Source organism: Arthrobacter livingstonensis (genome assembly GCF_003219815.1).
In the GTDB taxonomy this organism is placed as follows: Bacteria; Actinomycetota; Actinomycetes; order Actinomycetales; family Micrococcaceae; genus Specibacter; species Specibacter livingstonensis.
Genome location: NZ_QJVD01000009.1, coordinates 1 through 25,793, shown reverse-complemented (window position 1 = coordinate 25,793; position 25,793 = coordinate 1). Strand labels below are relative to the sequence as shown.

The 25,793-nt window shown below is 65.3% G+C and carries 21 protein-coding genes; 15 read left to right on the top strand and 6 right to left on the bottom strand.

What is annotated here, in order from left to right:
- Positions 1-59 precede the first annotated feature (59 nt).
- Positions 60-1,055, top strand: a complete 996-nt coding sequence (gene holA, locus CVV68_RS09845) for a DNA polymerase III subunit delta (RefSeq protein WP_245933453.1) — start codon at positions 60-62, stop codon at positions 1,053-1,055.
- 104 nt (positions 1,056-1,159) lie between these two features.
- Here the strand turns inward: holA and rpsT are convergent, their stop codons facing one another.
- Together rpsT and CVV68_RS09835 are read right to left on the bottom strand one after the other, a co-directional pair.
- The gene (gene rpsT, locus CVV68_RS09840; protein WP_110500839.1) at positions 1,160-1,420 is read right to left on the bottom strand and encodes a 30S ribosomal protein S20; all 261 of its coding nucleotides are present in this window, start codon (positions 1,418-1,420) and stop codon (positions 1,160-1,162) included.
- A gap of 171 nt (positions 1,421-1,591) precedes the next feature.
- Positions 1,592-2,158 carry a type II toxin-antitoxin system PemK/MazF family toxin gene (locus CVV68_RS09835; protein ID WP_110500838.1) on the bottom strand — a complete coding sequence of 189 codons (567 nt, stop codon included), beginning with the start codon at positions 2,156-2,158 and terminating at the stop codon, positions 1,592-1,594.
- Between the two features lie 197 nt (positions 2,159-2,355).
- Here CVV68_RS09835 and lepA point away from each other — a divergent pair, with 197 nt between their 5' ends.
- Entirely contained in the window at positions 2,356-4,212 is a 1,857-nt protein-coding gene (gene lepA, locus CVV68_RS09830; protein WP_110500837.1) for a translation elongation factor 4, read from the top strand.
- Complete coding sequence (gene hemW / locus CVV68_RS09825; protein ID WP_110500836.1) at positions 4,209-5,438, top strand: radical SAM family heme chaperone HemW; 1,230 nt, start codon at positions 4,209-4,211, stop codon at positions 5,436-5,438. Before lepA ends, hemW begins: the two co-directional genes overlap by 4 nt.
- A gap of 33 nt (positions 5,439-5,471) precedes the next feature.
- On the opposite strand, the gene CVV68_RS09820 is transcribed toward hemW, so the two are convergent.
- Both CVV68_RS09820 and CVV68_RS09815 read right to left on the bottom strand, forming a co-directional pair.
- A complete protein-coding gene (locus CVV68_RS09820) occupies positions 5,472-5,852 on the bottom strand; it encodes a DUF4870 domain-containing protein (RefSeq protein WP_245933452.1) in 381 nt (126 codons plus the stop codon).
- Positions 5,853-5,935: 83 nt separating this feature from the next.
- Complete coding sequence (locus tag CVV68_RS09815) at positions 5,936-6,787, bottom strand: DUF3097 family protein (protein WP_110500954.1); 852 nt, start codon at positions 6,785-6,787, stop codon at positions 5,936-5,938.
- Between the two features lie 199 nt (positions 6,788-6,986).
- On the opposite strand from CVV68_RS09815, the gene hrcA reads away from it, so the two are divergent.
- Genes hrcA through CVV68_RS09800 form a run of 3 tightly spaced genes read left to right on the top strand, consistent with a single transcriptional unit; the run spans position 6,987 to position 9,961 of the window.
- Positions 6,987-8,000, top strand: coding sequence for a heat-inducible transcriptional repressor HrcA (hrcA, locus tag CVV68_RS09810; RefSeq protein WP_110500834.1), 1,014 nt, complete (start codon positions 6,987-6,989; stop codon positions 7,998-8,000).
- A gap of 50 nt (positions 8,001-8,050) precedes the next feature.
- Positions 8,051-9,184, top strand: a complete 1,134-nt coding sequence (dnaJ, locus tag CVV68_RS09805; protein ID WP_110500833.1) for a molecular chaperone DnaJ — start codon at positions 8,051-8,053, stop codon at positions 9,182-9,184.
- 6 nt (positions 9,185-9,190) lie between these two features.
- Positions 9,191-9,961, top strand: a complete 771-nt coding sequence (locus CVV68_RS09800; protein ID WP_110500832.1) for a 16S rRNA (uracil(1498)-N(3))-methyltransferase — start codon at positions 9,191-9,193, stop codon at positions 9,959-9,961.
- 9 nt (positions 9,962-9,970) lie between these two features.
- Here CVV68_RS09800 and CVV68_RS09795 read toward each other — a convergent pair whose 3' ends face one another.
- The gene (locus CVV68_RS09795; protein ID WP_170133146.1) at positions 9,971-10,864 is read right to left on the bottom strand and encodes a GerMN domain-containing protein; all 894 of its coding nucleotides are present in this window, start codon (positions 10,862-10,864) and stop codon (positions 9,971-9,973) included.
- 462 nt (positions 10,865-11,326) lie between these two features.
- Here CVV68_RS09795 and CVV68_RS09790 point away from each other — a divergent pair, with 462 nt between their 5' ends.
- From CVV68_RS09790 to CVV68_RS09770, 5 genes are all read left to right on the top strand, one after another.
- Positions 11,327-12,475: a PhoH family protein gene (locus CVV68_RS09790; protein ID WP_211320785.1), complete on the top strand. Its 1,149-nt coding sequence runs from the start codon at positions 11,327-11,329 to the stop codon at positions 12,473-12,475.
- Positions 12,472-12,945: an rRNA maturation RNase YbeY gene (gene ybeY, locus CVV68_RS09785; protein ID WP_110500830.1), complete on the top strand. Its 474-nt coding sequence runs from the start codon at positions 12,472-12,474 to the stop codon at positions 12,943-12,945. Before CVV68_RS09790 ends, ybeY begins: the two co-directional genes overlap by 4 nt.
- The gene (locus CVV68_RS09780; protein ID WP_110500829.1) at positions 12,942-14,303 is read left to right on the top strand and encodes a hemolysin family protein; all 1,362 of its coding nucleotides are present in this window, start codon (positions 12,942-12,944) and stop codon (positions 14,301-14,303) included. The genes ybeY and CVV68_RS09780 overlap by 4 nt, the downstream gene beginning before the upstream one ends.
- The gene (era, locus tag CVV68_RS09775; protein ID WP_211320784.1) at positions 14,296-15,261 is read left to right on the top strand and encodes a GTPase Era; all 966 of its coding nucleotides are present in this window, start codon (positions 14,296-14,298) and stop codon (positions 15,259-15,261) included. Before CVV68_RS09780 ends, era begins: the two co-directional genes overlap by 8 nt.
- 119 nt (positions 15,262-15,380) lie before the next feature.
- Positions 15,381-16,979: an LCP family protein gene (locus tag CVV68_RS09770; protein ID WP_170133145.1), complete on the top strand. Its 1,599-nt coding sequence runs from the start codon at positions 15,381-15,383 to the stop codon at positions 16,977-16,979.
- A 260-nt stretch (positions 16,980-17,239) separates the two neighbouring features.
- Here CVV68_RS09770 and CVV68_RS09765 read toward each other — a convergent pair whose 3' ends face one another.
- Positions 17,240-19,204 carry a M13 family metallopeptidase gene (locus CVV68_RS09765; protein WP_110500827.1) on the bottom strand — a complete coding sequence of 655 codons (1,965 nt, stop codon included), beginning with the start codon at positions 19,202-19,204 and terminating at the stop codon, positions 17,240-17,242.
- Between the two features lie 281 nt (positions 19,205-19,485).
- On the opposite strand from CVV68_RS09765, the gene leuA reads away from it, so the two are divergent.
- The 4 genes from leuA (at position 19,486) to CVV68_RS09745 (ending at position 25,767) form a co-directional block, all read left to right on the top strand.
- Positions 19,486-21,225, top strand: a complete 1,740-nt coding sequence (gene leuA / locus CVV68_RS09760; protein ID WP_110500951.1) for a 2-isopropylmalate synthase — start codon at positions 19,486-19,488, stop codon at positions 21,223-21,225.
- 106 nt (positions 21,226-21,331) lie between these two features.
- Positions 21,332-22,084 (top strand): DNA repair protein RecO, encoded by a 753-nt coding sequence (gene recO / locus CVV68_RS09755; RefSeq protein ID WP_110500826.1) that lies wholly within the window; start codon positions 21,332-21,334, stop codon positions 22,082-22,084.
- 4 nt (positions 22,085-22,088) lie between these two features.
- Complete coding sequence (locus CVV68_RS09750; protein ID WP_110500825.1) at positions 22,089-22,904, top strand: isoprenyl transferase; 816 nt, start codon at positions 22,089-22,091, stop codon at positions 22,902-22,904.
- Positions 22,905-23,673: 769 nt separating this feature from the next.
- Positions 23,674-25,767: a DUF222 domain-containing protein gene (locus CVV68_RS09745; RefSeq protein ID WP_211320783.1), complete on the top strand. Its 2,094-nt coding sequence runs from the start codon at positions 23,674-23,676 to the stop codon at positions 25,765-25,767.
- Positions 25,768-25,793: the final 26 nt, after the last annotated feature.

Genomic DNA, 25,793 nt, shown 5'->3' with positions numbered 1-25,793 from the left:
ATCAGGGGCCAAGGTGGCACAGTTGATGCAGTGAACACACCATTGATCGGAACAGCTCCTTGAGCCCCGCTGCGAGGGCTGCCGCCGGTGCCGACTGGAGGGACGTGCCGCTCGCCCCGGTGGTGCTGATCTTTGGACCCGAGGACTTCATTGCCAGCCGGGCACTGGACGGGCTGCGCAGGAAACTGCGGGCCGGGAACCCGGAACTCGAAGTCACCACACTGGATGCCACCGCGTATACGGCCGGCAGGCTGGGCATGGTTGCCAGCCCCTCGCTGTTCAGCGAACCCAAGCTTATTGAAGTCTCCGGCCTGTCCTCCATGAGCGACGACTTCCTCGCCGACGCGTTGGCGTACCTGGCGGATCCGGCGCCGGATGTCACACTCACCCTGGCGCACAGCGGCGGCACCCGGGGCAAGAAGCTGCTTGACGCGCTCAAGGCCGCCGGCATGCCCCGGGTTGACTGCCTGGCCCTGAAAAAGGACCAGGAAAAGGCCGCATTCGTCACCTCCGAGTTCCAGCTCGCGAAGCGGCGCATTGACGCCCAGGCCGTGCGCGCCCTGGTGGCCGCAGTGGGGGCGAACCTTTCCGAACTGGCCGCTGCCTGCCAGCAGCTCATTGCCGACACCACGGGCATGGTGGACAGCGATGCCGTGGACAAGTACTACGGCGGACGCGTCGAGGCCACGGCGTTCCGTGTTGCCGATGCCGCCCTGGCCGGAAATGCCCCGGTCGCACTGTCCAGCCTGCGCCATGCCCTGGCCACCGGCGTCGACCCCGTGCCGCTGGTGGCAGCCCTGGCCATGAAGGTCCGCCAGGTGGCCAAGGTCCATTCGGCCCGAGGGAGCTCCGCGCAGCTGGCTCGCGAGCTGGGCATGGCACCTTGGCAGGTGGATTCGGCCCGCCGCGACGCAGGACACTGGAGCGCCGGCGGCCTCGCGGCAGCCATCCAGGCGCTGGCCCAGGCCGACGCCCAGGTCAAGGGTGCGGCCCGCGATCCGATTTACGCCGTCGAACGTGCCGTCACGCTCATCGCCACCAGCGCCCGGCATTAGACGCCAGTCGCCGGGCGCAGCCGCGAATCCTGACCGGCAGCAAAGAAGGCCCCCGCCAAACGGCGGGGGCCTTCTTTGTGAGTTGCGAAGCGGATCGGCTTGGCCTAGAGGGCGTTAACCTTCTTGGAGATGGCCGACTTGCGGTTGGCAGCGTTGTTGGCGTGGATAACGCCCTTGCTGACAGCCTTGTCCAGCTTGCGGCCTGCGTTCACCAAGGCAACCGTAGCTGCATCCTTGTCAGCCTTGGATACGGCCGTGTTTACTGCACGGATCGCAGTCTTCAGCTCGGACCTGACCGAGAGGTTGCGCTGGCGCGCCTTCTCGTTGGTGAGGATGCGCTTCTTCTGGGACTTGATATTAGCCACGTTGTATAACTCTCTTTTGATACGAAAATACGGTCGTAGAGGGCGTAGCCTGACCGTTGACAGCGGCGTGGGGATGCTCGAATTACGGTGAACGTCTGGCCAGGCTGTTGTGACCGCCGACCTGCACGGACACACACAGGGACGATCTTATCAGACCATGGGTGGGAGGGTTTACGACCAGCCGTGCCTGGCCCGCAGTCCGTCCGCGACCTGGCCGAACCGCTTCGCGTCCAGCACGGCGCCTTCCCTGCGGATGTCCGCTTCATTGACTTGGAGGATGCGGTCCAATTTGGCTTCGCTGGGGCGACCCTGCCGGTCCCAGGGACCGTTGCCCAAATCAACGTAGTCGTCGTCGCCACGACGGTCACCTGAGTGGTCCTTGCTGGTGAGCATGAGCGCCAGCAGGTGCTTGCCGGCGCGGCCCACCACCAGCACCGGCCGGTCCTTGCCCTGGCTGTAGTCCTCCTCGAACGGCACCCAGGTCCAGACAATCTCGCCGGGGTCCGGTGCGCCGTCGGGCTTGGGTGCGTAGAGGGCGCGGGAGGTCCCGTGGAAGTCACCGGGGTAGGGGAAGGCAAGGCCCTGCGCGGTGACGGCCGACGCCGGACCTCCCGCCGGGCGTGTCCGTCCCGGTGTGCCGGGTCTCGGCCGGGGTGGCGCCTTCGTGCTGCCGGGCTTGAGGAATGACCCGGCAAGGCTGCGCAGGAGGCCAAGGATGCGGTCGGTGGTTGATGCCATGGTCCATACAATAGCGAATGGCGCGCAGGGGCGTTGAGGCGGGCCGGCGTTTCGGCCCTGCCGGTTCTCTACCGTCCCCCCAAACGTGGGAGACTTGAACCCAATGAGTGTCCGGCGCCTGCCGCGCGGCCACAACCCCTGCACGGTCCGGCGCCACCGCCGGCATCCCTGCGCCCATGCAACAGTAAGGAACCCCAGTGTCACCCATGGCCCGCACTGCCCCGGTGCCCGCCGCGACCGATCCGGCGATCATCAGGAACTTTTGCATCATCGCCCACATTGACCATGGGAAATCAACCCTGGCCGATCGGATGCTCCAGCTCACCGGAGTGGTCAAGCAGCGTGACATGAAGGCGCAATACCTTGACCGCATGGACATTGAGCGGGAGCGCGGCATCACCATCAAGTCCCAGGCCGTGCGCATCCCATGGGAGGTCGACGGAACGGCGTACTGCCTGAACATGATTGACACCCCCGGCCACGTCGACTTCACCTATGAAGTGTCCCGGTCGCTGGCCGCCTGCGAAGGCGCCATCCTGCTCGTTGACGCAGCCCAGGGTATCGAGGCCCAGACACTGGCCAATCTGTACCTGGCCATGGAAAACAACCTCACCATCATTCCGGTGCTGAACAAGATCGACCTGCCGGCCGCGCAGCCGGAAAAGTATGCGCTCGAGCTGGCCAACCTGATCGGCGGCAAGCCCGAGGACGTCCTCCGGGTTTCCGGCAAGACCGGCATGGGTGTGGAAGAGCTGTTGGACCTGATTGTCCGTGAGCTGCCCCCGCCCGTGGGCGATCCCAACGCCCCTGCCCGCGCCATGATCTTTGACTCCGTATATGACACCTACCGCGGCGTGGTCACCTACGTCCGCGTGATTGACGGCAGCCTGGGCCCCCGGGAAAAGATCCAGATGATGTCCACCCGGGCCACCCACGAACTGCTCGAAATCGGTGTCAGCTCCCCCGAGCCGACGCCGTCCAAGGGCCTGGGCGTGGGCGAGGTGGGCTACCTGATCACCGGCGTGAAGGATGTGCGCCAGTCCAAGGTGGGAGACACCGTCACCACCTTCCACAAGCCAGCCACGGAATCCCTGGGCGGCTACCAGGACGCCAAGCCGATGGTGTTCTCCGGCCTGTACCCCATGGACGGCGCCGACTATCCCGTGTTGCGTGACGCGTTGGAAAAACTCATGCTCAACGACGCCGCGCTCATCTACGAGCCGGAGACCTCCGCCGCCCTGGGCTTTGGCTTCCGCGTGGGCTTCCTGGGACTGCTGCACCTGGAAATCACGCGTGAACGCCTGGAGCGCGAACACAACCTTGACCTGATTTCCACGGCCCCCAACGTGGAGTACGAGGTCACGCTGGAGGACAAGAAGGTCGTCCACGTCACGAACCCCAGCGAATACCCGTCGGGCAAGATCGCCGAGGTTCGCGAGCCGATGGTGTCCGCCACCGTTTTGGCGCCCAGCGAATTTGTTGGCGCCATCATGGAGCTGTGCCAGAGCCGCCGCGGCATCCTCGGCGGCATGGACTACCTCTCCGAGGACCGTGTCGAGATCCGCTACCGCCTGCCCCTGGCCGAGATCGTGTTCGACTTCTTTGACATCCTGAAGTCCAAGACGCGCGGCTACGGCTCCCTGGACTGGAAGGCCGACGGCGAACAGGTCGCCGACCTTGTCAAGGTCGACATCCTGCTGCAGGGCGAACAGGTGGACGCCTTCAGTGCCATCACGCACCGTGACAAGGCCTACGCCTACGGTGTCATGATGACCGGCAAGCTCCGTGAGCTCATTCCCCGCCAGCAGTTCGAGGTGCCGATCCAGGCGGCCATCGGAGCCCGGATCATCGCCCGCGAAAGCATCCGCGCCATCCGCAAGGACGTCCTGGCCAAGTGCTACGGCGGCGACATTTCCCGTAAGCGCAAGCTGCTGGAAAAGCAGAAGGAAGGCAAGAAGCGCATGAAGATGGTGGGCCGCGTGGAGGTCCCCCAGGAAGCGTTCATCGCCGCCCTGACCACCGACGAATCCTCAAAGGACAAGTCTAAAAAGTGACACCCAGTGCTTTGCCCCTTGGCGACCCGGCCCCGGCCGATGGCATACTGCCCGCGCAGGCTGCCGTCGGGGCCGCGGAGCGCAAGTTCAGCCTGTACACGCACATCCCGTTTTGTGCCGTGCGCTGCGGCTACTGCGATTTCAACACGTATACGGCCACGGAACTGGGCGGGGGAGCGTCCCAGGACGCCTACGCCGCCACGGCGGTTTGCGAAGTCGAGTTTGCCGCGCGGGCCATGGCGGCTTCGGGCCTGCCGGAGCGCAAGCTGAGCACCGTCTTTTTTGGCGGCGGCACGCCCACGCTGCTGCCTGCCGGTGACCTGACCGCCATTCTGGGCGCCGCCGTCGAACAGTGGGGGCTGGAGGACGGCGCCGAGGTGACCACCGAGGCCAACCCGGACTCCGTCACCAGGGATTCCCTGGCGGAACTGCGCGACGGCGGCTTCACCCGCGTATCCTTTGGCATGCAGTCCGCCGTGCCGCATGTTTTGAAGGTGCTGGACCGCACCCACAAACCCGAAAGGGTGCCGCAGGCCGTGGCCTGGGCGCGCGAAATGGGCCTGAACGTCAGCGTGGACTTGATCTATGGCACGCCGGGGGAATCCATTGCCGACTGGGAAACGTCGGTGCGCACCGCGCTGAGCTACGAGCCGGACCACATCTCGGCGTACTCGCTGATCGTGGAGGAGGGCACGAAGCTTGCAGCCCAGATCCGCCGCGGACAGGTCCCCGGCATTGACGACGACGACCACGCCGAGAAGTACGAGCTTGCCGACGCGCTTTTCCAGGAGGCGGGCCTCTCCTGGTACGAGGTCAGCAACTGGTCGCGCACCCCGGCGGATGCCTGCCAGCACAACCTGGCCTACTGGCGGGGAGATGACTGGTGGGGGATCGGCCCCGGCGCGCACTCCCACATGGGCGGGGTGCGCTGGTGGAACGTCAAGCACCCGTCGGCCTACGCGGGCCGTCTGGAACGCGGCGAATCACCCGCCGCGGGCCGGGAGACCCTCGATTCGGACACCCGCGAGCTGGAGCGCATCATGCTCACCTCGCGATTGAACGAAGGACTCGCGATCAACACCCTGCGTCCCGCGGCCCGCAAGGCCGTGGCCGGACTCATCGCGGGCGAGCTGGTTGATCCGGTGAAAGCTTTCCACGGCACTCTCGTGCTGACGCTTAAGGGCCGCCTTCTCGGCGATGCCGTGACAAGGGCCCTGCTGGACTGACGACTGCGCTGCCGGTCGGCCGCCCGGACGCGGCTATTTGATGCGGCGCAGGTTCCACGCGTAGCGGTACGGGTTGCCCTTGTTAACCTGGATGGCCGCGATGACGGACCAGACGGTCAGGCCAACCCAGAGAAGCAGGGCGAGCATGGACAGGGGGGTGCCGGCGCCCGGGTCGATGAGGTTGAGAATCAAGGCGATGATGTTCAGTGCGACGGCCGCGATGGTGGGCGGCAGCGTGAAGTTGAGCGCCTCCCGGGATTCCTGTGCCGTGAACGGGCCGCGAGCCGCCATGAACTTGTAAATGAGCGCTGACGGGATGCAGCCCAAAATGCCGCCGCAATGGGCCAGGAACGCCCACTGCTTGTCTTCTGCCGGGCTGAGTGGGGGCTTTGCCGGGTTGGTAAAATTGTTCACCGGATTGCTCACTTGTAACGTGCCTCTCAACAAAATGATCACTGCTCTGCACTGAACTGTCGGCATTGCGCCGGCAGCTACTACTAGGATACGGGTGCAGTGAGGAAGTCAATGACCTCCTCGACGCGCCCCAGCAGCGACGGCTCCAGGTCGGAGTAGCTGTTGACGCGTGAAAGCAGGCGCTGCCAGCCCAGGCCGACGTCCCCGGCGGTGCTGTGCGGCCACCCAAACGCCTGCAGGATGCCCATTTTCCACTCCATGGTGCGCGGAATCACAGGCCAGGCCGGGATGCCCAGCGTGGCGGGCTTGATTGCCTGCCACACATCCACATACGGGTGCCCCACCACCAGCACGTTGTTTGTGGCTGCGGGCGATTTCATGAGATCCGCCACAATCCGCGATTCCTTCGAATGGGGCACCAGGTGGTCCACCAGGACCCCCAACCGACGGTTCGGTCCCGGGGCAAAATCCCGCACGGCGGCGGTGAGATCGTCAATCCCGCGGAGTGGTTCGACGACGATCCCCTCCAGCCGCAGGTCGTCGCCCCACACCTTTTCCACCAATTCGGCGTCGTGCTTGCCCTCCACCCAGATGCGGCTGGCCTTGGCCACCTGGGCGCGCACTCCGGTCACCTTCACAGACCCGGAGGCTGTCTTGGCTGCCTTTTGCGGCGCGGCCACGGCAACCGGGGCCACCACTTCAACCGGTTCGCCATCGATGAGGAAGCCAAAGCCCAAGGGAAAGGCACGTACCTTCTCGCGCCGGTCGGCCAGTTCCATGATGTGCATCCCGCCGGACTTTTCGATCCTGACCACGGCGCCCACCCAGCCGGTTTGGACATCCTCGACCACCAGGCCGCGGGTGGCCGGCACCTGCCGCAAGGTCTTCGCCTGTGGCGCGCTCAGGTCCTGGGGACCCCAATTGTTGTACTGCACGTTGTTGGACTGCATGGTGCGGTTGCCCTTTGCTGTCGGTGTGCCGCTGTCGCGCGGCAGGGGCAGAGAATCCCATGCTAGTGCCCCAGCTGCAGCTGCGCCCATTGACACTGTCGGGCGGCGTGCCGAAAACCGGCCGCCGGAAAGTATTAGACTTGGCACTTGAATAGGTGGAGTGCCAACGAAGGAGGTGCCAGGCATGAGTGAACCACGGAAGCTGGAAGTTCTCCGTGCCATAGTCGAAGACTATGTGCATTCCCGCGAACCCGTCGGCTCCAAGGCCCTCGTTGAACGGCACCGGCTCGGTGTTTCCAGCGCCACCATCCGCAACGACATGGCCGCACTGGAAGACGACGGGCTGATCACGGCGCCCCACACCAGCTCGGGGCGGATCCCCACGGACAAGGGCTACCGGCTGTTCGTGGACCAAATCTCCTCCGTCAAGCCGTTGTCGGCCGCGGAACGGCGTGCCATCGCGGTTCTGCTGGATGGCTCCAGCGACCTCGACGACGTCCTCGAACGCACGGTGCGCACCCTGGCCCAGCTGACCAACCAGGTGGCCGTGGTGCAGTACCCGCGCTCGGCCAAGGCCACGGTCCGGCACATTGAGTTTGTCTCACTGGGACCCTCGCAGGTGCTGGAGGTGCTGATCCTGGCGTCCGGCAAGGTGGAGCAGTCCGTGATCGATGTCGGCGACGGCATCGACGACGTCAGGCTGGCCGGCCTTCGCCAGGCCTTCCTCGCCAGCCTGTCGGGGTGCACCGTGGCTAACCTGCCGGCGGCCCTGGCACAAGTTCCGGCGGGCGTCCCCGCGGCGGAGCAGGAAACTGCGCGCAAGCTGGCCCACGGCCTGGAGCAGCTGGCCCGGGCTGCACGGGAGGACCGCATCGTCCTGGCCGGGACGGCGAATCTGGCCCGGTCCAACGTCGATTTCCCCCTGAGCATCGGTCCCGTCCTGGATGCGCTGGAGGAACAGGTGGTGCTGCTGCGCCTGCTGGAGCAGATGGCCCAGGATTCGCTCGGCATGGCCGTAAGCATTGGCCGGGAGAACCCGCACGATTCCCTCTCGGAAGCGTCGGTGGTGGCCACCGGCTACGGTCCCGGCTTCAGCGCCAAATTGGGTGTGGTTGGCCCCACCCGCATGGACTATCCCAACACCATGTCCAGCGTCCGGGCCGTCGCCCGGTACCTTTCCCGAATTTTGGCCGGTTAACCGGCCTTTGAAGCAAAACCCGTACACGTTCCACTGAAGAGGGCAAGATTTTGAGCAACCACTACGACGCACTGGGTGTCTCCCACGACGCAACTGCGGAAGAGATCAAGAAGGCATACCGCAAACTGGCCCGGAAGCTGCATCCGGACGTCAACGACGCGCCGGACTCCCAGGACCGTTTCAAGGCCGTCACGCATGCCTATGAAGTCCTTTCGGACCCGCAGAAGCGCCGTGTCTACGACACCACCGGCAACGAGAACGGCAGCAGCGGCGGCGGCGGGGCCGGGAACTTTGACGGCCAGGGCTTCGCCTTCCAGGACATCTTTGAGACGTTCTTTGGCGGCGGCGGAGGCCAGGGCCGCGGACCGGAACCGCGCATGCGCCGCGGCCAGGACGCGCTCATCACCGTCCGCATCGACCTGCGTGAGACCGTGTTTGGCGTAAATAAGAAGATAGAGATCGACACCGCCGTCACGTGCACCACCTGTGAAGGAAGCTGCTGCCGTCCCGGCACCCACCCCGTCACCTGCGACGTCTGCCACGGCAGCGGCCAGATCCAGCGTCCCATGCGCTCCATCCTGGGCAACGTCATGACGCTGGCCACCTGCAACTCCTGCCAGGGCTTTGGCACCCGGATCGAGGATCCCTGCAACGAATGCATGGGCGAAGGGCGCGTCCGCAGCCGCCGCACACTGACCATCAAGGTCCCGGCGGGCGTGAACACCGGCACCCGCATCCAGCTGGCCGGCCAGGGCGAGGCGGGCCCTGCGGGCGGTCCCTCTGGCGACTTGTACGTGGAGATGAAGGTCAACAACGACCCCGCCTTCCTGCGTGAGGGCGACGACCTCCACGCCACGCTGAGCGTGCCCATGACAGCCGCAGCGCTGGGCACCGAGCTGACCTTTGAAACATTCGACGGCGAGCAGCCCATCAGCATTAAGCCCGGCACGCAGGCCGGGGAAGTCATCAACCTGCGCAGCCTGGGGGTGACGCACCTGCGCGGCTACGGCCGCGGCGACCTCAAGGTGCACGTCCACGTCGAAACGCCCACCAAGCCGGACGCTGCGCAGGAGGAACTTCTCAAGCAACTCGCCGCCCTGCGCGGGGAAACGTTCACCGAGGGCAAGCTCGTCAGCAGCGGCGGCATGTTCGCCAAGCTCCGCGACAAGCTCGGCAACCTCTAGGGCGCCGTGAGCAACCCCGTCTTTTACGCAGACCCGGGGCAGCTGGCCCCCCTGGCGGCAGGAGACACGTTCAGTCTTGGCGGGGCCGAGGGCCGCCATGCCGTCACCGTGAAAAGGCTTACTGTGGGGGAGTCCGTTGACCTGTGCGACGGCGAGGGCTTGCGTCTGGTGTGTACCGTCACCGGTGCCGCATCGGGCGTCCTGGACGTCAGGGTTGACCGGCTCGTCGCCGAAACTGTCGGGGCCTTTGAACTGGTGCTGGTCCAGGCTCTCGCCAAGGGCGACCGGGACGAGTTGGCCGTGGAGACCGCCACGGAACTTGGCGTTGACAGGGTGGTGCCCTGGCAGGCGGAACGCTCCATTGTCCGCTGGAAGATGGACAAAGCGGCCAAGGGTGCCGCCAAATGGCGCAATGTGGTGGCCTCGGCCGCCAAACAGGCCCGCCGCTCCCGCGTCCCGGCGGTCGGCGAACTGGTCGGGACCGCTGCCCTCGTGGAACTGGTCCGGGGCGCAGCGCTGGCAATTGTCCTTCATGAAGATGCCGTGGACACGCTGCCCGGTGTGGTGCGTGCATGGCGCGCAGGGGCAGGCGTACTGCCCGTTCCGGCAAGGATCGTCATGATCGTCGGTCCGGAGGGCGGCATGAGCCCCGCCGAGCTGCAGGCCTTTGCCTCGGCAGGGGCACACAAGGCACTGTTGGGCAGGCACGTCCTGAGGTCGTCAACGGCCGGACCGGCCGCCGTCGTTCTTCTCAGCCAGGAACTTGGGCGCTGGTAACAGCTTTCCCTACTTGGGGGCCGGGCTGGCGAGCTGGCCATCCAGCGTGACTACCTTGGTGTCCAGTCCCACCTGCTGTCCCGGTGCGGCAGGGTCGCTGATGAACACCGAAAGCTGGTAGCTTCCCAGCGGCGGGACCAGGTTGAACGTGAACGGACCCAACTGGCCCGGCCCCTTGGGGATGGCGACCGTGCCGGAGAGATAGACGTCCCCGACCTTGTTGTTCCTCACGGGCGCCAGTGTCCATGACAGGGAACCCGTGGGGGAGAGGCCCTGTCCGGTGACCTTCAGCGGCAGCCCATGGTACGTGGAACCGTTGGCCGGGTCGATGATCCACACCGGCGCCAGCAGTGCGGGATCGCGGGTCTGCGGCTTATCGAGGGCGACATGCCCAAAAGCGTTGTAGCCGGTGTGCCCATCGACCAGCACCGAGACCTGCACTGTTGTCCCGGTATCGATCAGGCCCGCCATGGCGGCGGCCGCCGTGGCCGTGTAGACCAGCTGGGCCACGGAGCGTTGGGCAATTCCGGCGTCGACCTTTTGCCCAAAGGCGTCGGCGGAGACGTCCACGGTAATGACATTTTTGGCTGAAATCGAGGCGCCCAGCCGGGACGGCTTGCTCCACACCGAGAAATAGTCGGGGTCCTTGGGGGAGCGGGTCATCATGGCCCGCAGCGACGCCACAATGGGATCGTCGGACGTCGGCGCGGGCATGAACTCCCGGTACAGGTATACCGCATCGTTGCTGTGGCCCAGCCAGTAGACGGGAATGGTCTGGCCGGCCGTCGGCGTTTCCAGCGGGGCACTCGTGACCAGGCCGGTGGGCTGCGGGCCGGCCGTGGTGGGCATGACGGTGTCATTGTGGTTTTTAATGCCGGCGGTGCAGCCCGTAGCAAGCAGCACAAGGGCCACCAGTGCACAGGCAAGCCGGGCTCGCCCGCCGGAACCGGCGGAGCCCCGCCGCATCGGTCGAACCGGCGCGCACACCTGCGGTCGAGGGGTGCGCGGATAGGCAGGCATGCGGATATTTAGCTCGCTTTTCAATCTCGGTGGGTCAGGCCGCACGGCGGCCGTTACGACGTTCCAAGCGCCCCCACAGACTTTGAACCTCCAACAGCTTGGCATATAGAACTGCCCCGTTGCCGGGTATGGGCCCCATTGGCCCGAACTGAAACCGTATCGAAACACTAAAGTGACCGGGCCTTAATCAATCGGCACCTTTCGCGGCCCCGATGCGCTCCAGCCCACAGCCACCACATCCGGATGCGCCCGTGCACTAAGATTGGTGGAAGTAGACATATGGAAAACCACCGGTGCAAGCCGGTACCACCAAGGAGAGATCACAGGCCTGGGACGGCCGCATCTATGCCAGAGACAACAGCCAGCCGACACGAACAGCTTCCGGAATCCGGAACGGGGCGGCAATTCCCGCACTCCGTAGACGGCACACGCACGGAAGTGGTCCATTTTTCCTCCACCGAGCAGATGGTGGCCACCCTCGGGGCCGAGGACGAGGGACTGCGCATCGTGGAGGGCCTGTATCCGTCGGTGGCCTTCCTGGCCCGGGGCAATGTGCTCTCGATTTCCGGCCCGTCCGCCGTGGTTCCGCGCATCATGCACCTCATGGAAGAGGCCCGGGGCATGGTCGCCCGGCACACCACCATGAACGCCGCCGTTTGGGAACAGCTGGCCACCATGCTCAAGGCCCGCCCGGAGACATCGGTGGTGGACATCCTCACCCAAGACATCCTTTCCTCCCGGGGACGCACCATCCGCCCCAAGACACTGAACCAGAAATCCTATGTGGATGCCATTGACCGCAACACCGTGGTGTTCGGCATCGGCCCGGCCGGCACGGGCAAGACCTACCTGGCCATGGCCAAGGCGGTCCAGGCACTGCAGCGCAAGGACGTCAGCCGCATTATCCTCACCCGTCCCGCAGTGGAGGCGGGGGAGCGCCTCGGGTTCCTGCCCGGCACCCTCAATGACAAGATCGACCCGTACCTGCGCCCGCTCTATGACGCCCTGCACGACATGATGGATCCGGAAACCATTCCCCGGCTCATGGCGGCCGGCACCATTGAGGTGGCCCCGCTGGCGTACATGCGCGGCCGGACGCTCAACGACGCCTTCATCATCCTGGACGAAGCCCAAAACACCACCCCGGAACAAATGAAGATGTTCCTCACCCGGCTTGGCTTTGGTTCCAAAATAGTTGTCACCGGCGACATCACCCAGGTGGACCTGCCCGTCGGCACCCGGAGCGGGCTGCGCGTTGTGGAGGAAATCCTGCTCGACGTCGATGACATCAGCTTCTCCATCCTGGACGCCACCGACGTGGTCCGGCACCGGCTGGTGGGCGCGATTGTCAGCGCCTACAACGACTGGGACGAGGCACATGACACACTGGTCAGCCCGCAGACCGCCGCCGGCGATGCCCATACCCGCTCCACACCCAACCACCAGCACGTGGCTGCGGCCCACCCCAATTCCAAGGACCACCACAGCCGATGAGCATTGAAATCAACAACGAATCCGGCGTCGAAGTCCGTGAAGAGGAGCTGGTCAAACTGGTCCGGCACATCCTGGGCCAAATGCACGTCCATCCGGAGACCGAAGTCTCCATCATCATGGCGGACGTGGAAAACATGGAAAAGCTCCACATCGAATGGATGGATGAGCCCGGGCCCACGGACGTTCTGTCCTTTCCCATGGACGAGTTGCGGCCCGGCACCGCCGACGCGGCCACGCCCGCAGGTCTGCTCGGCGACATCGTCCTTTGCCCGGCCGTGGCCCAGGAACAGGCCGTGGCAGCGGGCCATTCCATGGAAGAGGAACTGCTGCTGCTGACCACGCACGGCGTGCTGCACCTGCTGGGCTACGACCATGCCGAGCCGGACGAAAAGGAAGAAATGTTCGCCCTTCAGCGTGAGCTGCTGTCCGGCTATCTGGGCCGCGAAGCCCCGCGGGAGACAATGCAGTGACACTGGTCGCCCTGCCGGTCCTGGGGTTGATTTTCACGGCCATCGCGGCACTGTTGACGGCCATCGAGTCGGCCCTGAACTTTTTTCCCCGCCACGACGCCGAGGCGGTTGCCGCCCACAGCCGCGGCACCTCCCTGAGCCGCATCCTCCAGGCGCCCCTGGCCCACCTGAATGCGTTGCGTTTTTGGCGTGTCTGGTTCGAAATGGCCGCAGCCGTCGCCGTCGCGCTGTTCCTCATGCTGCTGCTGGAGAACGAGTGGGTGGCCGGGCTGATCGCCACCATTGTCATGGCTGGCATCAGCTTCATCCTGGTCGGAACCTCGCCCCGGCGCCTGGGCAGGATCTATTCCGCCGCATTGGTGGGCCGCAGCGCCCCCGTGGTGGACTTTCTGTACCGGATCCTGGGACCGATGCCCGGCTGGTTCCTCAAGCTGGGCGGCGCCGTGACCAACGAATCCGTGAACGACGACGCGTTCGTCACCGAGGAGGAGTTCCGCGAATTCGTGGACCGTGCCAGCGACTCGGAAATGATCGAGGACGGCGAAGCCGAGCTCATCCAAAGTGTCTTTGACCTTGGTGAAACCATGGTGCGTGCCGTCATGGTGCCGCGGACGGACATCCGCAGCATTGACCAGGGCTCCACCCTGGAGGATGCCATGGATGTTTTCCTCGAATCCGGATTCTCCCGGGTGCCCGTCATCGGCGAAAGCGCCGACCACATCCTGGGAATCCTGTACCTGAAGGACCTGGTGGCCACCATGCACCGACTGGACGACGGCGATCCCCGCCCGGTGGTGGAGGCCTTGGCCCGCAGCGTCCGCTACGTCCCGGAGTCCAAACCTGTTGACGAGCTGTTGAAGGAACTGCAGGGTGAATCGACGCATGTGGCCATTGTGGTGGACGAATACGGGGGCACCGCGGGCCTGGTGACCCTGGAGGACCTGATCGAGGAGATTGTCGGGGAGATCGCCGACGAATACGATTCGGTGTCCCCTGACGTCCAGGGCCTGGGCCAGGGCAGGTTCCGCATCCGCACCCGCATGGGAGTGGAGAACTTTGGCGAACTTTTCGGCAAGGAACTCGACGATGACGAGGTGGACACCGTGGGCGGGCTGCTGGCAAAGCACCTGGGCAGGATCCCTTCTCCGGGGAGCACGGTGGTGGTATCCGGCATCCGACTGGTGGCCGACCGCATGGAACCGGCCCGTAACCGGGTCAGTCACGTCATTGCCAGTGCGGTCCCGGACGCACGGGACGGCAGCGTCCCACAGCACCCCGAATCGACGAAAGACCACGCCCCCGGTGCCCGGGGCCGTGCCACGAAGAGTAAAGAACACCACAGGAGCAGTCATGACTAAGAAAAAAGGGACGCTGGCCATGCCCTCGCCCAAAAAGGACGGCTTTCGCGCCGGCTTCGCCGTTCTCGCCGGCCGGCCCAACGCTGGAAAGTCAACCCTGACCAACGCGTTGGTCGGACAAAAGGTGGCCATCACCTCCGCCAAGCCGCAGACCACCCGCCACACCATCCGCGGAATCGTCCACCGGGAGAACTTCCAACTGGTGCTCGTGGACACCCCCGGCCTGCACCGGCCCCGCACGCTGCTGGGGAAACGCCTCAATGACCTGGTAGCGGACACCCTTTCCGAAGTTGACGCCATCGGCTTCTGCCTGCCCGCCAATGAAAAAATCGGCCCCGGCGACCGCTACATCGCCCAGCAGCTGGCCAACGTGGGCAACAAGCCCGTGATCGCCATTGTCACCAAGACGGACACCGTGGACCGCCAGGCCGTGACCGACCAGCTGATTGCCGCCGAGGCGCTGGGGCGGGAGGTCATGGGCGAGGACGGTTTTGCCGCCGTCGTCCCTGTCTCAGCGGTGGAGGACTTCCAGGTGGAGACCCTGGCCGGCGTACTGGCCGGCTACCTGCCGCTGTCCCCGGCACTGTATCCCGACGGCGAACTGACGGACGAACCCGAGGCGGTCATGGTGGCCGAGCTGATTCGCGAGGCAGCACTCGAAGGCGTTCGTGACGAGCTGCCGCACTCACTGGCGGTGGTCGTCGAGGAGATTGTTCCCCGTGAGGGCCGCACCGAGGGTCATGAGCTGCTCGATGTCCGCGTCAACCTGTACGTGGAACGCCCCTCCCAAAAGGCAATCATCATTGGCAAGGGCGGGGCCCGGTTGCGGGAAGTGGGCACCAATGCCCGCCACGGCATCGAGGCGCTGCTTGGGACCAAAATCTACCTGGATCTGCACGTCAAGGTGGCCAAGGACTGGCAGCGGGACCCCAAGCAGCTCGTGAAACTGGGTTTCTGAGGTCGCACTCCGCTTTCGCCGCCGGGCATCTGGCGGCAAGGTGCGCGGCTTTGCGCATGTTCCCAGCCTTCCCAGGTAAACTCGACGCAGTTCTCTTGTCCGCAGTGAAAGGTTTATCCATGGGGCGACGCCGTGCCCAAACGGCGGCAGCAAAGGCTGCCGACACCTCCCATCGTGAACCCCTGCCCGACGGGTCACCCATTGGCCGGCACTTCACACCCAAGCACAAGGCACCGCTGTGGCTGAAGATCACCGCGGTGGCCCTCTCCGGCGTCCTCGTCCTGGTGTTGGGCACGGCAGGCGTGCTGGTCATGAAGCTGCAGCAAAACGTCACCACGTCCCCGCTCAACGCCGGGGTGCTCCCGGATGGCAAGACCAAGGCGCCGGTGGAGGACACCGGCTCGCTGCAGGTGCTGATTTTGGGCACGGACACCAGGGCGGGCAAGAACAGTGAATACGGCACCGCCGCCGAATCCGCTGGGGCGGGCAACTCCGACGTCATGCTGCTGATGAATATTTCCGCAGACAACTCCCAGGTGTCGGTGACCAGCTTCCCCCGCGACCTCATGGTCCCCATCCCGGACTGCAAGTCGGCAACCACCGGCGATATTGTGCCGGGCCAGTCCATGGGGCAGCTGAACTCCGCGCTGGGCGCCGGCCCGGGCTGTACCGTTGCGGCCATCAATGAACTGACCGGGCTGACCATCGACCACTTCATGCTCGCGGACTTCACCGCCGTCAAGGAACTCTCCAACGCGCTCGGGGGCGTCGAGGTGTGTGTGGACCATGCCATGTACGACGTCGACGGCTCATTCCTGAAGCTGCCGGCCGGCAAGAGCCTGGTCAAGGGGGAGCAGGCGCTGGCCTTCCTGCGCACCCGCCACGCCTTTGGGGATTCCAGCGACCTTGACCGGATCAAGGCCCAGCAGTATTTTCTGGGCTCCATGGTTCGCAAGGTCAAGGAGGAAGGCACCCTGACCAACCTGCCCAAGCTGTACAACCTGGCGGATGTGGTCACGAAGAACCTCACCATCGACGAGGGCCTGGCCAGCATCCCTGCCATGGTCGGCATTGCCACGAGGCTGGCGAAAATTGATCTCGCCAATGTCTCCTTTGTCACCGTGCCCAACGAGCCGTATGTGGCCGATCCCAACAGGGTCCAGCTCAAGGAGCCCCAGGCAGGCCAGTTCTTTGCCGCCCTGCGCCATGACACAGCCCTGACCAAGTCCACCGCAAAACCAAGCACGACGGCGACGGGCTCATCCACCGCTTCTTCCGGTGCGTCATCCGCTGCAGCCACGACGGGTGCCACGACAACGGGGCCGACCGCGGCAGCGTATGACAAGTCCGCGCAGGCCATCAGCGTGGCCAACGCCTCGGCGGTTGTCGGCCGTGCCACGGAAGTTCTGCAGGGCCTTGCCGCTGCCGGGTTCACGAACTCCTGGTCCGGTGGCGATGTGGCGGCACAAAACCAGACAAAGGTCCTCTACGGGCAGGACATGGCCGATGTTGCCCGCGATGTGGCCAAGCTCTTCAACATTCCGGCCACAGCCGTGCAGTCCGACCCCTCCGTGACCGGCGTGCAACTGGTCATTGGAACGGACTGGACCAGTGGCACGGAGTACGGCAAGATCACGGTCCCCAAAGACATCGTCTCCAGCACGGCCGACCAAAGCGGCGGCTGCCTGAAGGTCAACCCGCTCTACTACACCGGCTGACCGGCTGCCGCCCCGGCGGTGGCGTTGGGTGCGGCAGGGACGGCATTCCCTCGGCCGCTATCCGACGCGTCGGCCGCGGGCGGCCTTTGGCGCCTCCTTCACGCGGCCTACGGAAACGCCGTCCTCGCCGCCCTGTCGGCGCCGAGCGGCGGAGCCGGCATTTTTTGTAGTCCGGCGTCAGGGAGGCCCGGAGGCCGCCCGCGGCCGGAGGGCCGGAAAGCCGGACGGAAAAATGCCGGGTCCGCCGCAGGGTCCGGCGGCTACCAGATGCCCACCCGGTCGGCCGGGTCCAGCCACAGTCCATCGTCTGCGCTGGTCGCGAAGGCGTCATGGAAGGCACCAAGGTTGCGCACCACGGCATTGCAGCGCCATTCGGCGGGGGAGTGCGGATCGACAGCCAAGCGGCGCACGGCTTCTTCGTGCCGGATCTTCATGCGCCAACATTCAGCCCAGGAGAAGAAGAAGCGCTGCGCCCCGGTGAGGCCGTCAACGTGGGGTGACTGCGCGCCGTCGAGGCTTAACTGGTAGGCCTTGAAGCCGATGGCCAGGCCGCCAAGGTCGCCAATGTTCTCACCCAGGGTGAGCCGGCCGTTGACGAACTCACCCGGTGCAGCCGTGGGGGAGAGCGCGTTGTACTGGTCCACCAGCCTCGCCGTCAGTGCCTCAAAGGCTGCGCGGTCGTCGTCGGTCCACCAGTTGCGCAGGGCCCCGGTGCCGTCAAATTGCGAGCCCTGATCGTCAAAGCCGTGGCCGATCTCGTGGCCGATCACGGCGCCGATCCCACCGTAGTTGGCGGCGTCGTCGGCTTCAGCGTCAAAGAACGGCGGCCGCAGGATCGCAGCCGGGAACACCACCTCGTTCATCGTGGGGTTGTAGTAGGCGTTGACCGTCTGGGGAGTCATAAGCCATTCCTCGCGGTCGATCGGCCTGCCGATCTTGGCCAGCTGGCGGGCCAGTTCAAAGGCGTTGCTGCGCTCGATGTTGCCGATCAGGTCCCCGCGCACAATATCAAGTGAGGAATAGTCGCGCCACTTGGACGGGTAGCCGATCTTGGCAGTGAAGGCGTCGAGTTTTTCCAGTGCCCGCTCGATGGTTTCCTGGCTCATCCACGCCAGCCCGGCAATACTTTGGCGGTAAGCTTCGATCAGGTTGGCCACCAGCACCTCCATGCGGGCCTTGTGGCTTTCGGGGAAGTGTTCTGCCACATAAAGCTGGCCCACCGCCTCTCCCAAGGCACCCTCGACCAGGGAGACCCCACGCTTCCAACGGTCCCGGATCGACGGTGTTCCGCTGAGTGTGGTTCCATGGAAGGCAAAGTTTTCATCGACGAAGGCCTGGGACAAATACGGTGCGGCACTAGCGATGGTGCGCATGGCCAGCCAGGCCTTCCAGTCCTCGAGGCGGTCCTCCACGAGCAAGGACGCCTGACCGTGGAAGAAGTCCGGAGTGGCCACCACCAGCTCGGCACTGTGCCCGGCGCTGATGCCGAGGGCATCCAGCCACAGTCCCAGGGCAGGCAGCATGTCAAGGGCCTCAACCTTGTCCATGAGGTTGTAGGTTTTCTGCGGATCCCGCAGCGTCACCTTGTCCCAGTGCGTGGCGGCAATTTCGGTTTCCAGGGCCATGAGGCGAGTGGCCTTGCCGGCAGGGTCCCCAACCCCGGCCAGCCCCAGCATGGCGTGCGCATGCGCCACATAGGCATCGCGGACGGCGGCAAACTTCTCGTCGCGGTAGTACGACTCATCCGGCAGGCCCAGCCCAGACTGAAAAAGGTGGAGCAGTGCACGTTCGGGATTGCCGGCGTCGTTGTTAACATAGGCGCCGAACAGGCCGTCCCCGCCGTTGCGGTCCAGTTCACCCATCAAGCTGACGACGGCGGCGATGGAGTCCGCATCTTCCACCGCCTTGAGCTTGGCTGCCAGGGGCGACGCGCCGGCGGCCTCCACGGCGGCCTCGTCCATGAAGTCGGCGTAGAGATCGCCGATCTTGGCCCCAATGCTCCCGGCTTCAGAGCCGGGCTGCGCCGCCGTCGCCGCGGCGCGCTCAATGATCGCCCTGACGGCGGCTTCGGATTCATCGCGCAGTGCGGTGAAGGAGCCGCTCAGCGCGCGGTCTTCGGGAATGACCTCGGCAGCCAGCCACTGGCCGTTCACGTGGGCGTACAGGTCATCCTGCGGCCGTATGCCCTGGTCAATGTTGCTTACGTTGATGCCGGAATGAGTCAAAAGAATCTGTCCCCTTGTAAATTGTTGGTGCGTGTCGCTGTGCTGCAGGCGATGCCGGTGGTTTGTGGCGGGCCCCGCACGCATAATAGTGAGCCCTTTCACCATCATCCTAGTGCCGTGCTAGGGTTAAAACGTGCGCACTGGACTGCTCCTTCTTAGCTGCCGCGGCGAGGCCTCAACCACGTTGAATTGATCAACTTGGCACATTGGCCGCCCTCGCTGCGGTGTTTGCGTTGCCCGGCTGAGCTACCCACGTGTTGAACAAGATTAAGGTCATCTCCATGCGAAACGCACAAAAGCCCTCAGGAATGCCGGTACACCGTTACACGCCTTTCCAGGAGCAGATCAACGTCTCCCTTCCGGACCGCACCTGGCCGGACAACGTCATCACGAAGGCGCCGCGCTGGTGCGCTGTGGACCTGCGTGACGGCAACCAGGCCCTGATCGATCCCATGAGCCCGGGCCGGAAGATGAAAATGTTCCAGCTGCTGGTAAAGATGGGCTACAAGGAGATCGAGGTCGGGTTCCCTTCCGCGTCCCAGACTGACTTTGACTTTGTGCGCCAGCTGGTCGAAGGCGGCCACATCCCGGATGATGTCACCATCCAGGTTCTGACGCAGGCCCGTGAGCACCTGATTGAGCGGACCTACGAGTCACTGGTCGGAGCAAAGCAGGCCATCGTGCATCTTTACAATTCCACGTCCGTGCTGCAGCGCCGGGTGGTCTTTAACCAGGACGAGGACGGCATCCTGGACATGGCCCTGCAGGGTGCCCGCCTGTGCCGGAAGTATGAAGAGTCCCTGGCGGACACGCACATCACGTACGAATACTCGCCGGAGTCCTTCACCGGCACCGAGCCCGAATACGCCCTGCGTGTGTGCAATGCCGTTGCGGACATCTTCGAGGCATCTGAGGACAACCAAGTCATCATCAACCTGCCGGCAACAGTGGAAATGGCAACCCCCAACATTTACGCCGACTCGATTGAGTGGATGAGCCGCAACCTCCACCCCCGCGAGGGCATCATCCTGTCCCTGCACCCGCACAACGACCGGGGTACCGGCGTGGCTGCCGCCGAGTTGGGCTACCTGGCCGGAGCCGACCGCATTGAGGGCTGCCTGTTTGGCAACGGCGAACGCACCGGCAACGTTGACCTGGTCACGCTCGGCCTGAACATGTTTACGCAGGGTATCGACCCCATGATCGACTTCTCCGACATCGACGACGTCCGCCGCACCGTCGAGTACTGCAACCAGCTGCCCGTTGGCGAACGTGTCCCGTACGGCGGTGACCTGGTCTTCACCGCGTTCTCCGGTTCCCACCAAGACGCCATCAAGAAGGGGCTCGAAGCGCTGGAGACCGATGCCGCCGCTGCCGGCAACCCCGTCTCCGACCACACCTGGGCTGTGCCGTACCTGCCCGTCGACCCCAAGGACCTGGGCCGCAGCTACGAGGCAGTCATCCGCGTCAACTCGCAGTCCGGGAAGGGCGGGGTTGCGTACCTGCTGAAGAATGAGCACAGCCTGGACCTGCCGCGACGGGCCCAGATTGAATTTTCCGGTGTCATCCAAAAGCGCACGGACACCGTTGGCGGTGAGGTCAGCGGCAGCGAGCTCTGGACCATCTTCACCGATGAATACCTGCCCACGGAAGTCTCGGACAACGGGTGGGGCCGCTACCACATCGGTCCTTTCACCACCTCCACGGGCGACGACGGTGAAATGTCGCTGACGGCGAAGATGACGATCGACGGGGTGACCACTACCCGTACTGGAACCGGCAACGGGCCCATAGCTGCCCTGCTCGCCATTCTGGGTGAAGACGGAGTGGACGTGAGGGTGCTGGACTACTCCGAGCACGCCCTGTCCGAAGGTGGCGACGCCCGCGCCGCCGCCTTCGTCGAATGTGCGGTGGGTGAGCGCGTGCTGTGGGGGGTCGGCATCGATGCGAACACCTCAACGTCGTCGCTCAAGGCCGTTATTTCCGCTGTCAACCGCGCCGTCCGGGACGCCCACGCCTAGCAAGGGCCTTCGCGCCTTCGCGGCTGCGTCCGCCGATGGGTCACCCATCTGCGTAAACGGGTGTGTGGGGCCGTACAAGTGCGCCAGCTAGTGGAAGAATGTAGGGGTGTCCAATCAATCCTTCGCCGCCCGCACCTACCGGGATGACGCCGTCGTCCTGCGTACCCATAAGTTGGGTGAGGCGGACAGGATCATTACGCTGTTGACCCACCGCCACGGGCAGCTGCGCGCCGTGGCGCGTGGCGTGCGGCGCACCAGCAGCAAATTTGGGGCCCGGCTGGAACCCTTCATGGTGGCGGACCTGCAACTGGTCAAGGGGCGGACCTTGGACATTGTCACCCAGGCGGTGGCCAAGGGCAGCTACGGGGACGCCATCGCCGCCAATTACGACCGTTATGTGGTGGCCGCAGCCATGGCGGAAACCGCCGAGCGGCTCACCGACGTCGACGGTGAAACGTCCGGCGCACACTACCTGCTGCTGGTCGGGGCACTTGCTGCCCTGAGCCGGGCGGCGCATGCGCCAGGACTGATTCTGGATTCCTATTTGCTGCGTGCCGTGTCGATCGCCGGCTGGGCGCCCAGCTTTGGCGACTGCGCCAGATGCGGGGCGCCCGGCCCCCACGGCGCGTTCAATGCTGCGTTGGGCGGGGCCGTGTGCCACGAATGCCGGCCGCCGGGGTCCCCGGCCCCCGCCCCGCAGACCATGTTGTTGTTGGCCAGCCTGCTCAGCGCCGACTGGGCAGCGGCGGACGCATCGGAAAACATTCATCGGCGCGAGGCCGCGGGCCTGGTTGCCGGCTATGTGCAGTGGCATTTGGAACGTACAGTGCGTTCCCTCAAACTTGTGGAGCGTATGTAGACCCATGGCAGTCAATCGCAGCAGCCGCAGCAGGAACAAGGCGCCCGTCACGGCGCCATGGCCTCACCCGTCGGGCGAGGCCATGCCGGCCATTCCGGCGGAGCTCATTCCCCACCACGTGGCAATCGTCATGGACGGCAACGGCCGCTGGGCCAACCAACGGGGACTGCCACGCATTGAAGGGCACAAGGCCGGCGAACCGGCACTGTTGGACGTCATGGCAGGCGCCATTGAAATGGGCATCAAACATGTCAGCGTTTACGCCTTCTCCACGGAGAACTGGAAGCGGTCCCCGGAAGAAATCCGTTTCCTCATGGGTTTTAACAAGGATGTATTAAGACGCCAGCGTGACCAGCTCGACGACTGGGGCGTCCGCATCCGCTGGGCCGGCCGGAAGCCGCGGCTCTGGGGCTCGGTCATCAAGGAGCTAGAGGTGGCCCAGGAGCATACGAAGGACAATGACACCATTACGTTGACCATGTGTGTTAATTACGGCGGGCGGGCGGAGATTTCCGACGCCGTCTCCGCGTTGGCGGCCGACGTCGCCGCCGGGAAGCTCAGCCCCAAGTCGATCACAGAGAAGAGCATCCGAAAGTACCTCTACGTTCCGGACATGCCGGACGTGGACTTGTTCCTGCGCTCCAGTGGTGAGCAAAGACTCTCCAACTTTCTGCTGTGGCAAAGCGCCTATGCCGAGTTTGTCTTCATGGACACGTTATGGCCAGACGTTGACCGCAGGACGCTGTGGGCCGCCGTGGACGAGTATGCGCGGAGGAACCGCCGCTACGGTGGCGCCGTGGACGCAGCTGCCACCGGCTAAAACTCCGTAGGATCTTAATACGCGTGTGCTATTAAGATTCAGAAGCCGATCACGCGCATGCCTTCGCTGGACAACTCAGGCGTGTGGCCCCGGTCACGGCTGGGGATGGCGGCTATCCCTGGACGGTCCCTGCGCCGCCCCTGCTACGGGCTTGCACCGTCCCTGCTACGGCCCCCATTTCATGGGTGTGTTCAGCGGCAAGCTGCCTGGCGAGTGCTTCGGGGAACATGGGCCGATCCATGTTCCGCCAGCGTTCGCTAAGCCACAATGGCGGGGGTTGGCTCGGGTGCCCTCTGGTTGTTTGGGCCGTGGAAGTTGGGGGTGCCTTGGAATGTCAGTGCCTGAGTGCACACTGGGGACAAGCCAGAGCCATGGGACACGGCCCCGGCCGGATGGCGTTCCGGGTCAAGAAGAAATTAGTAAATATCTTCTACTATATGTAACTTTTGTAGCTGGATGGGTCTATGATGATGTTATGGGCACGACGGATCGGCCCGGCAGCAAGGGGGATTCCACCCCGACCGGACCGCCTTCTTTGGAACCGTCCCCCGGCCAGCGGCCCGGGGACACTCAGCCCCGGCCCGCTTCTTCCCGCCCGTTGCCTTCCGGGCAGTTCCTGCCCTCCCGGGACAGTGGCCGGTTCGATGTCCGGCTCCCGTTCGAAGGCCAGGGCCGCTTCGATCGACGCGACTCATCCTTGGATCCTGGCCCGTCCGTGGCGGAAACGGATGCGCTGGTCGCCTCTGATCCGTTTGCTGATGATCCCCGCATGGAGCGGGTCACTTGGGTGGGGCCCTCCCGGCTGGTCACGGTGGAGGAATGGGCCGCCCTAACCGGCTCCTCCCTGGCGATCCCCTCCTGGAAGATCCACGGCACCGACACCTCCGGCAGCCCAACAGCCGGCACCACCACAGCCGGCATCGCAACGGGTGGCACCACCACGGACGGCACCGACCCGGCCGGCACCGCAACGGGCGGCACGAACGAGGACGGCACCACCGAGGACGGCAGCCCAACGGGCGGCAGCCCCGCAGCCGGCACCACCGAGGACGGCATCGCAACGGGTGGCACCACCACGGACGGCACCGACCCGGCCGGCACCGCAACGGGCGGCACGAACGAGGACGGCAGCCCCGCAGCCGGCACCGCAACGGGCGGCACCGACCCGGGCGGCATCAACGGCGCTGGCAGTGTCGTGGCTGGGGGTGTTGGCCCGGTGGGTGATGGCCGGGCGGTGACGGGGCTGGCTGGTTTCCCGGCAGTGGTTCCTGCTGTGGTTCCGGTGGTGGGGGACGCGGCCATGGCGTCGCGGTTGGCGGTGGTGCGGGCCGCGGTGCCTGATCTGCCCAAGGCGCCCCGGCCCGGCAACCCGGCGCCGATGCCCTGGTCGCCGGCGGGAACAGCTGACGCCCTGGACGGACTGGACCCGGCCGGGCTGGCCGATAATGAGCTGCTGGACTTTATCCACGCGGCGAACCGGCTCGCCGCGTTCGCCCGGGCCGTGGAGAACCAGGGACTGGCCGCGTTCGCCACACGCCGACCGCCCCTGGCAGGGGAAAACGTCAAGGGCCGGAAAAACCCGGAGGAATCGATGTGGGCCGCCGGGGAGATCATGGCCCTGTACTGCGTGGGCAAGGGCACCGCCCAACACCGCCTCGACGACGCCCAAACCCTCATCCGCCACCTGCCCGCCACCACCGCCCAATACCGGCAGGGACTTCTGGACGAGGTGCGGATCAGGGCCATCCACCGCGGCATTGAAAACATCCCCGTGGACATCCTCCCGGCCCTGGAACCCCTGTTCCTGCCCGGAGCCTCCCGGATGAACCCGGCCGCGCTGACCCGCAAGATCCGCCGCCTCGCCGAAAAACACCACCCCGAGCCCCTGGGCATCCGCCACGAACGGGCCCGCCGGGACCGCACGGTCTGGCTCACCCCACTGCCCGACGGAATGGCCCTGCTCGGGGCAATCCTGCCCGCCGTCACCGCCGCGCCCCTCTTCGAGTCCCTGCAGGCCTGGGCCACCGCCGCGGCCCGCGACGGGGAACCCAGCACCGCACTGACCCCCACCGGCAGGCCATCACGCAGCTACACGAACTACCTCGCCGACTGCTACACCGACCTGATCCACCAAGCCTTCCTCCACCCCACCGGCAGCTGCGAAAACTGCACCTGCAACCACGAAAACTACAACCACACCAACGGCACCAACACCAGCAACCAAGACAACGGCCACAACACCGGAGGACAGGACACCGGCCAGGATACCGCCGGCCCCGACAACGACAGGGCCGGGGGCAGGGGATCCCCGCCGCCGGTGCCCGAGCCCCGCTTCAAACCACGAATCCCGGCCAAGATCAACCTCACCATCCCGTTCCTGACAGCGATGAACCACTCCGAGGAACCCGGCCACCTGAACGGCTACGGGCCCATCCCGGCAGAACAGGCCCGCGAACTCGCCGGCGAAGCCACGTCCTGGATCAGGATCCTCACCGACCCCGAAAAAGAGACCATACTCAGCGTCGGCCGCCACGCCTACGCCCCACCGGCCGACATGGCCCGCCTCGTCAGACTCAAATCACCCACCTGCACCGGCATCGGCTGCGAACGCAGCGCCGACCACTGCCAACTCGACCACACCATCCCCTTCCACCAAAACCGCTACACCCCCGACGGCACCCTCCTGCCCCACGGCGAGACCAGCACCGAAAACCTCCGCCCCCGCTCCCTCTACTGCCACCGCCTCAAAGACGACCCCACCACCGGCTGGACCGTGGAACCCCAACACCCCGGCACCACCAAAACCACCACCCCCACCGGCCGCACCTACCTCGACACCCAAGACGAACCCGCCCCCTTCTAAAACGCACCACACCCCGAAGCGCCAGG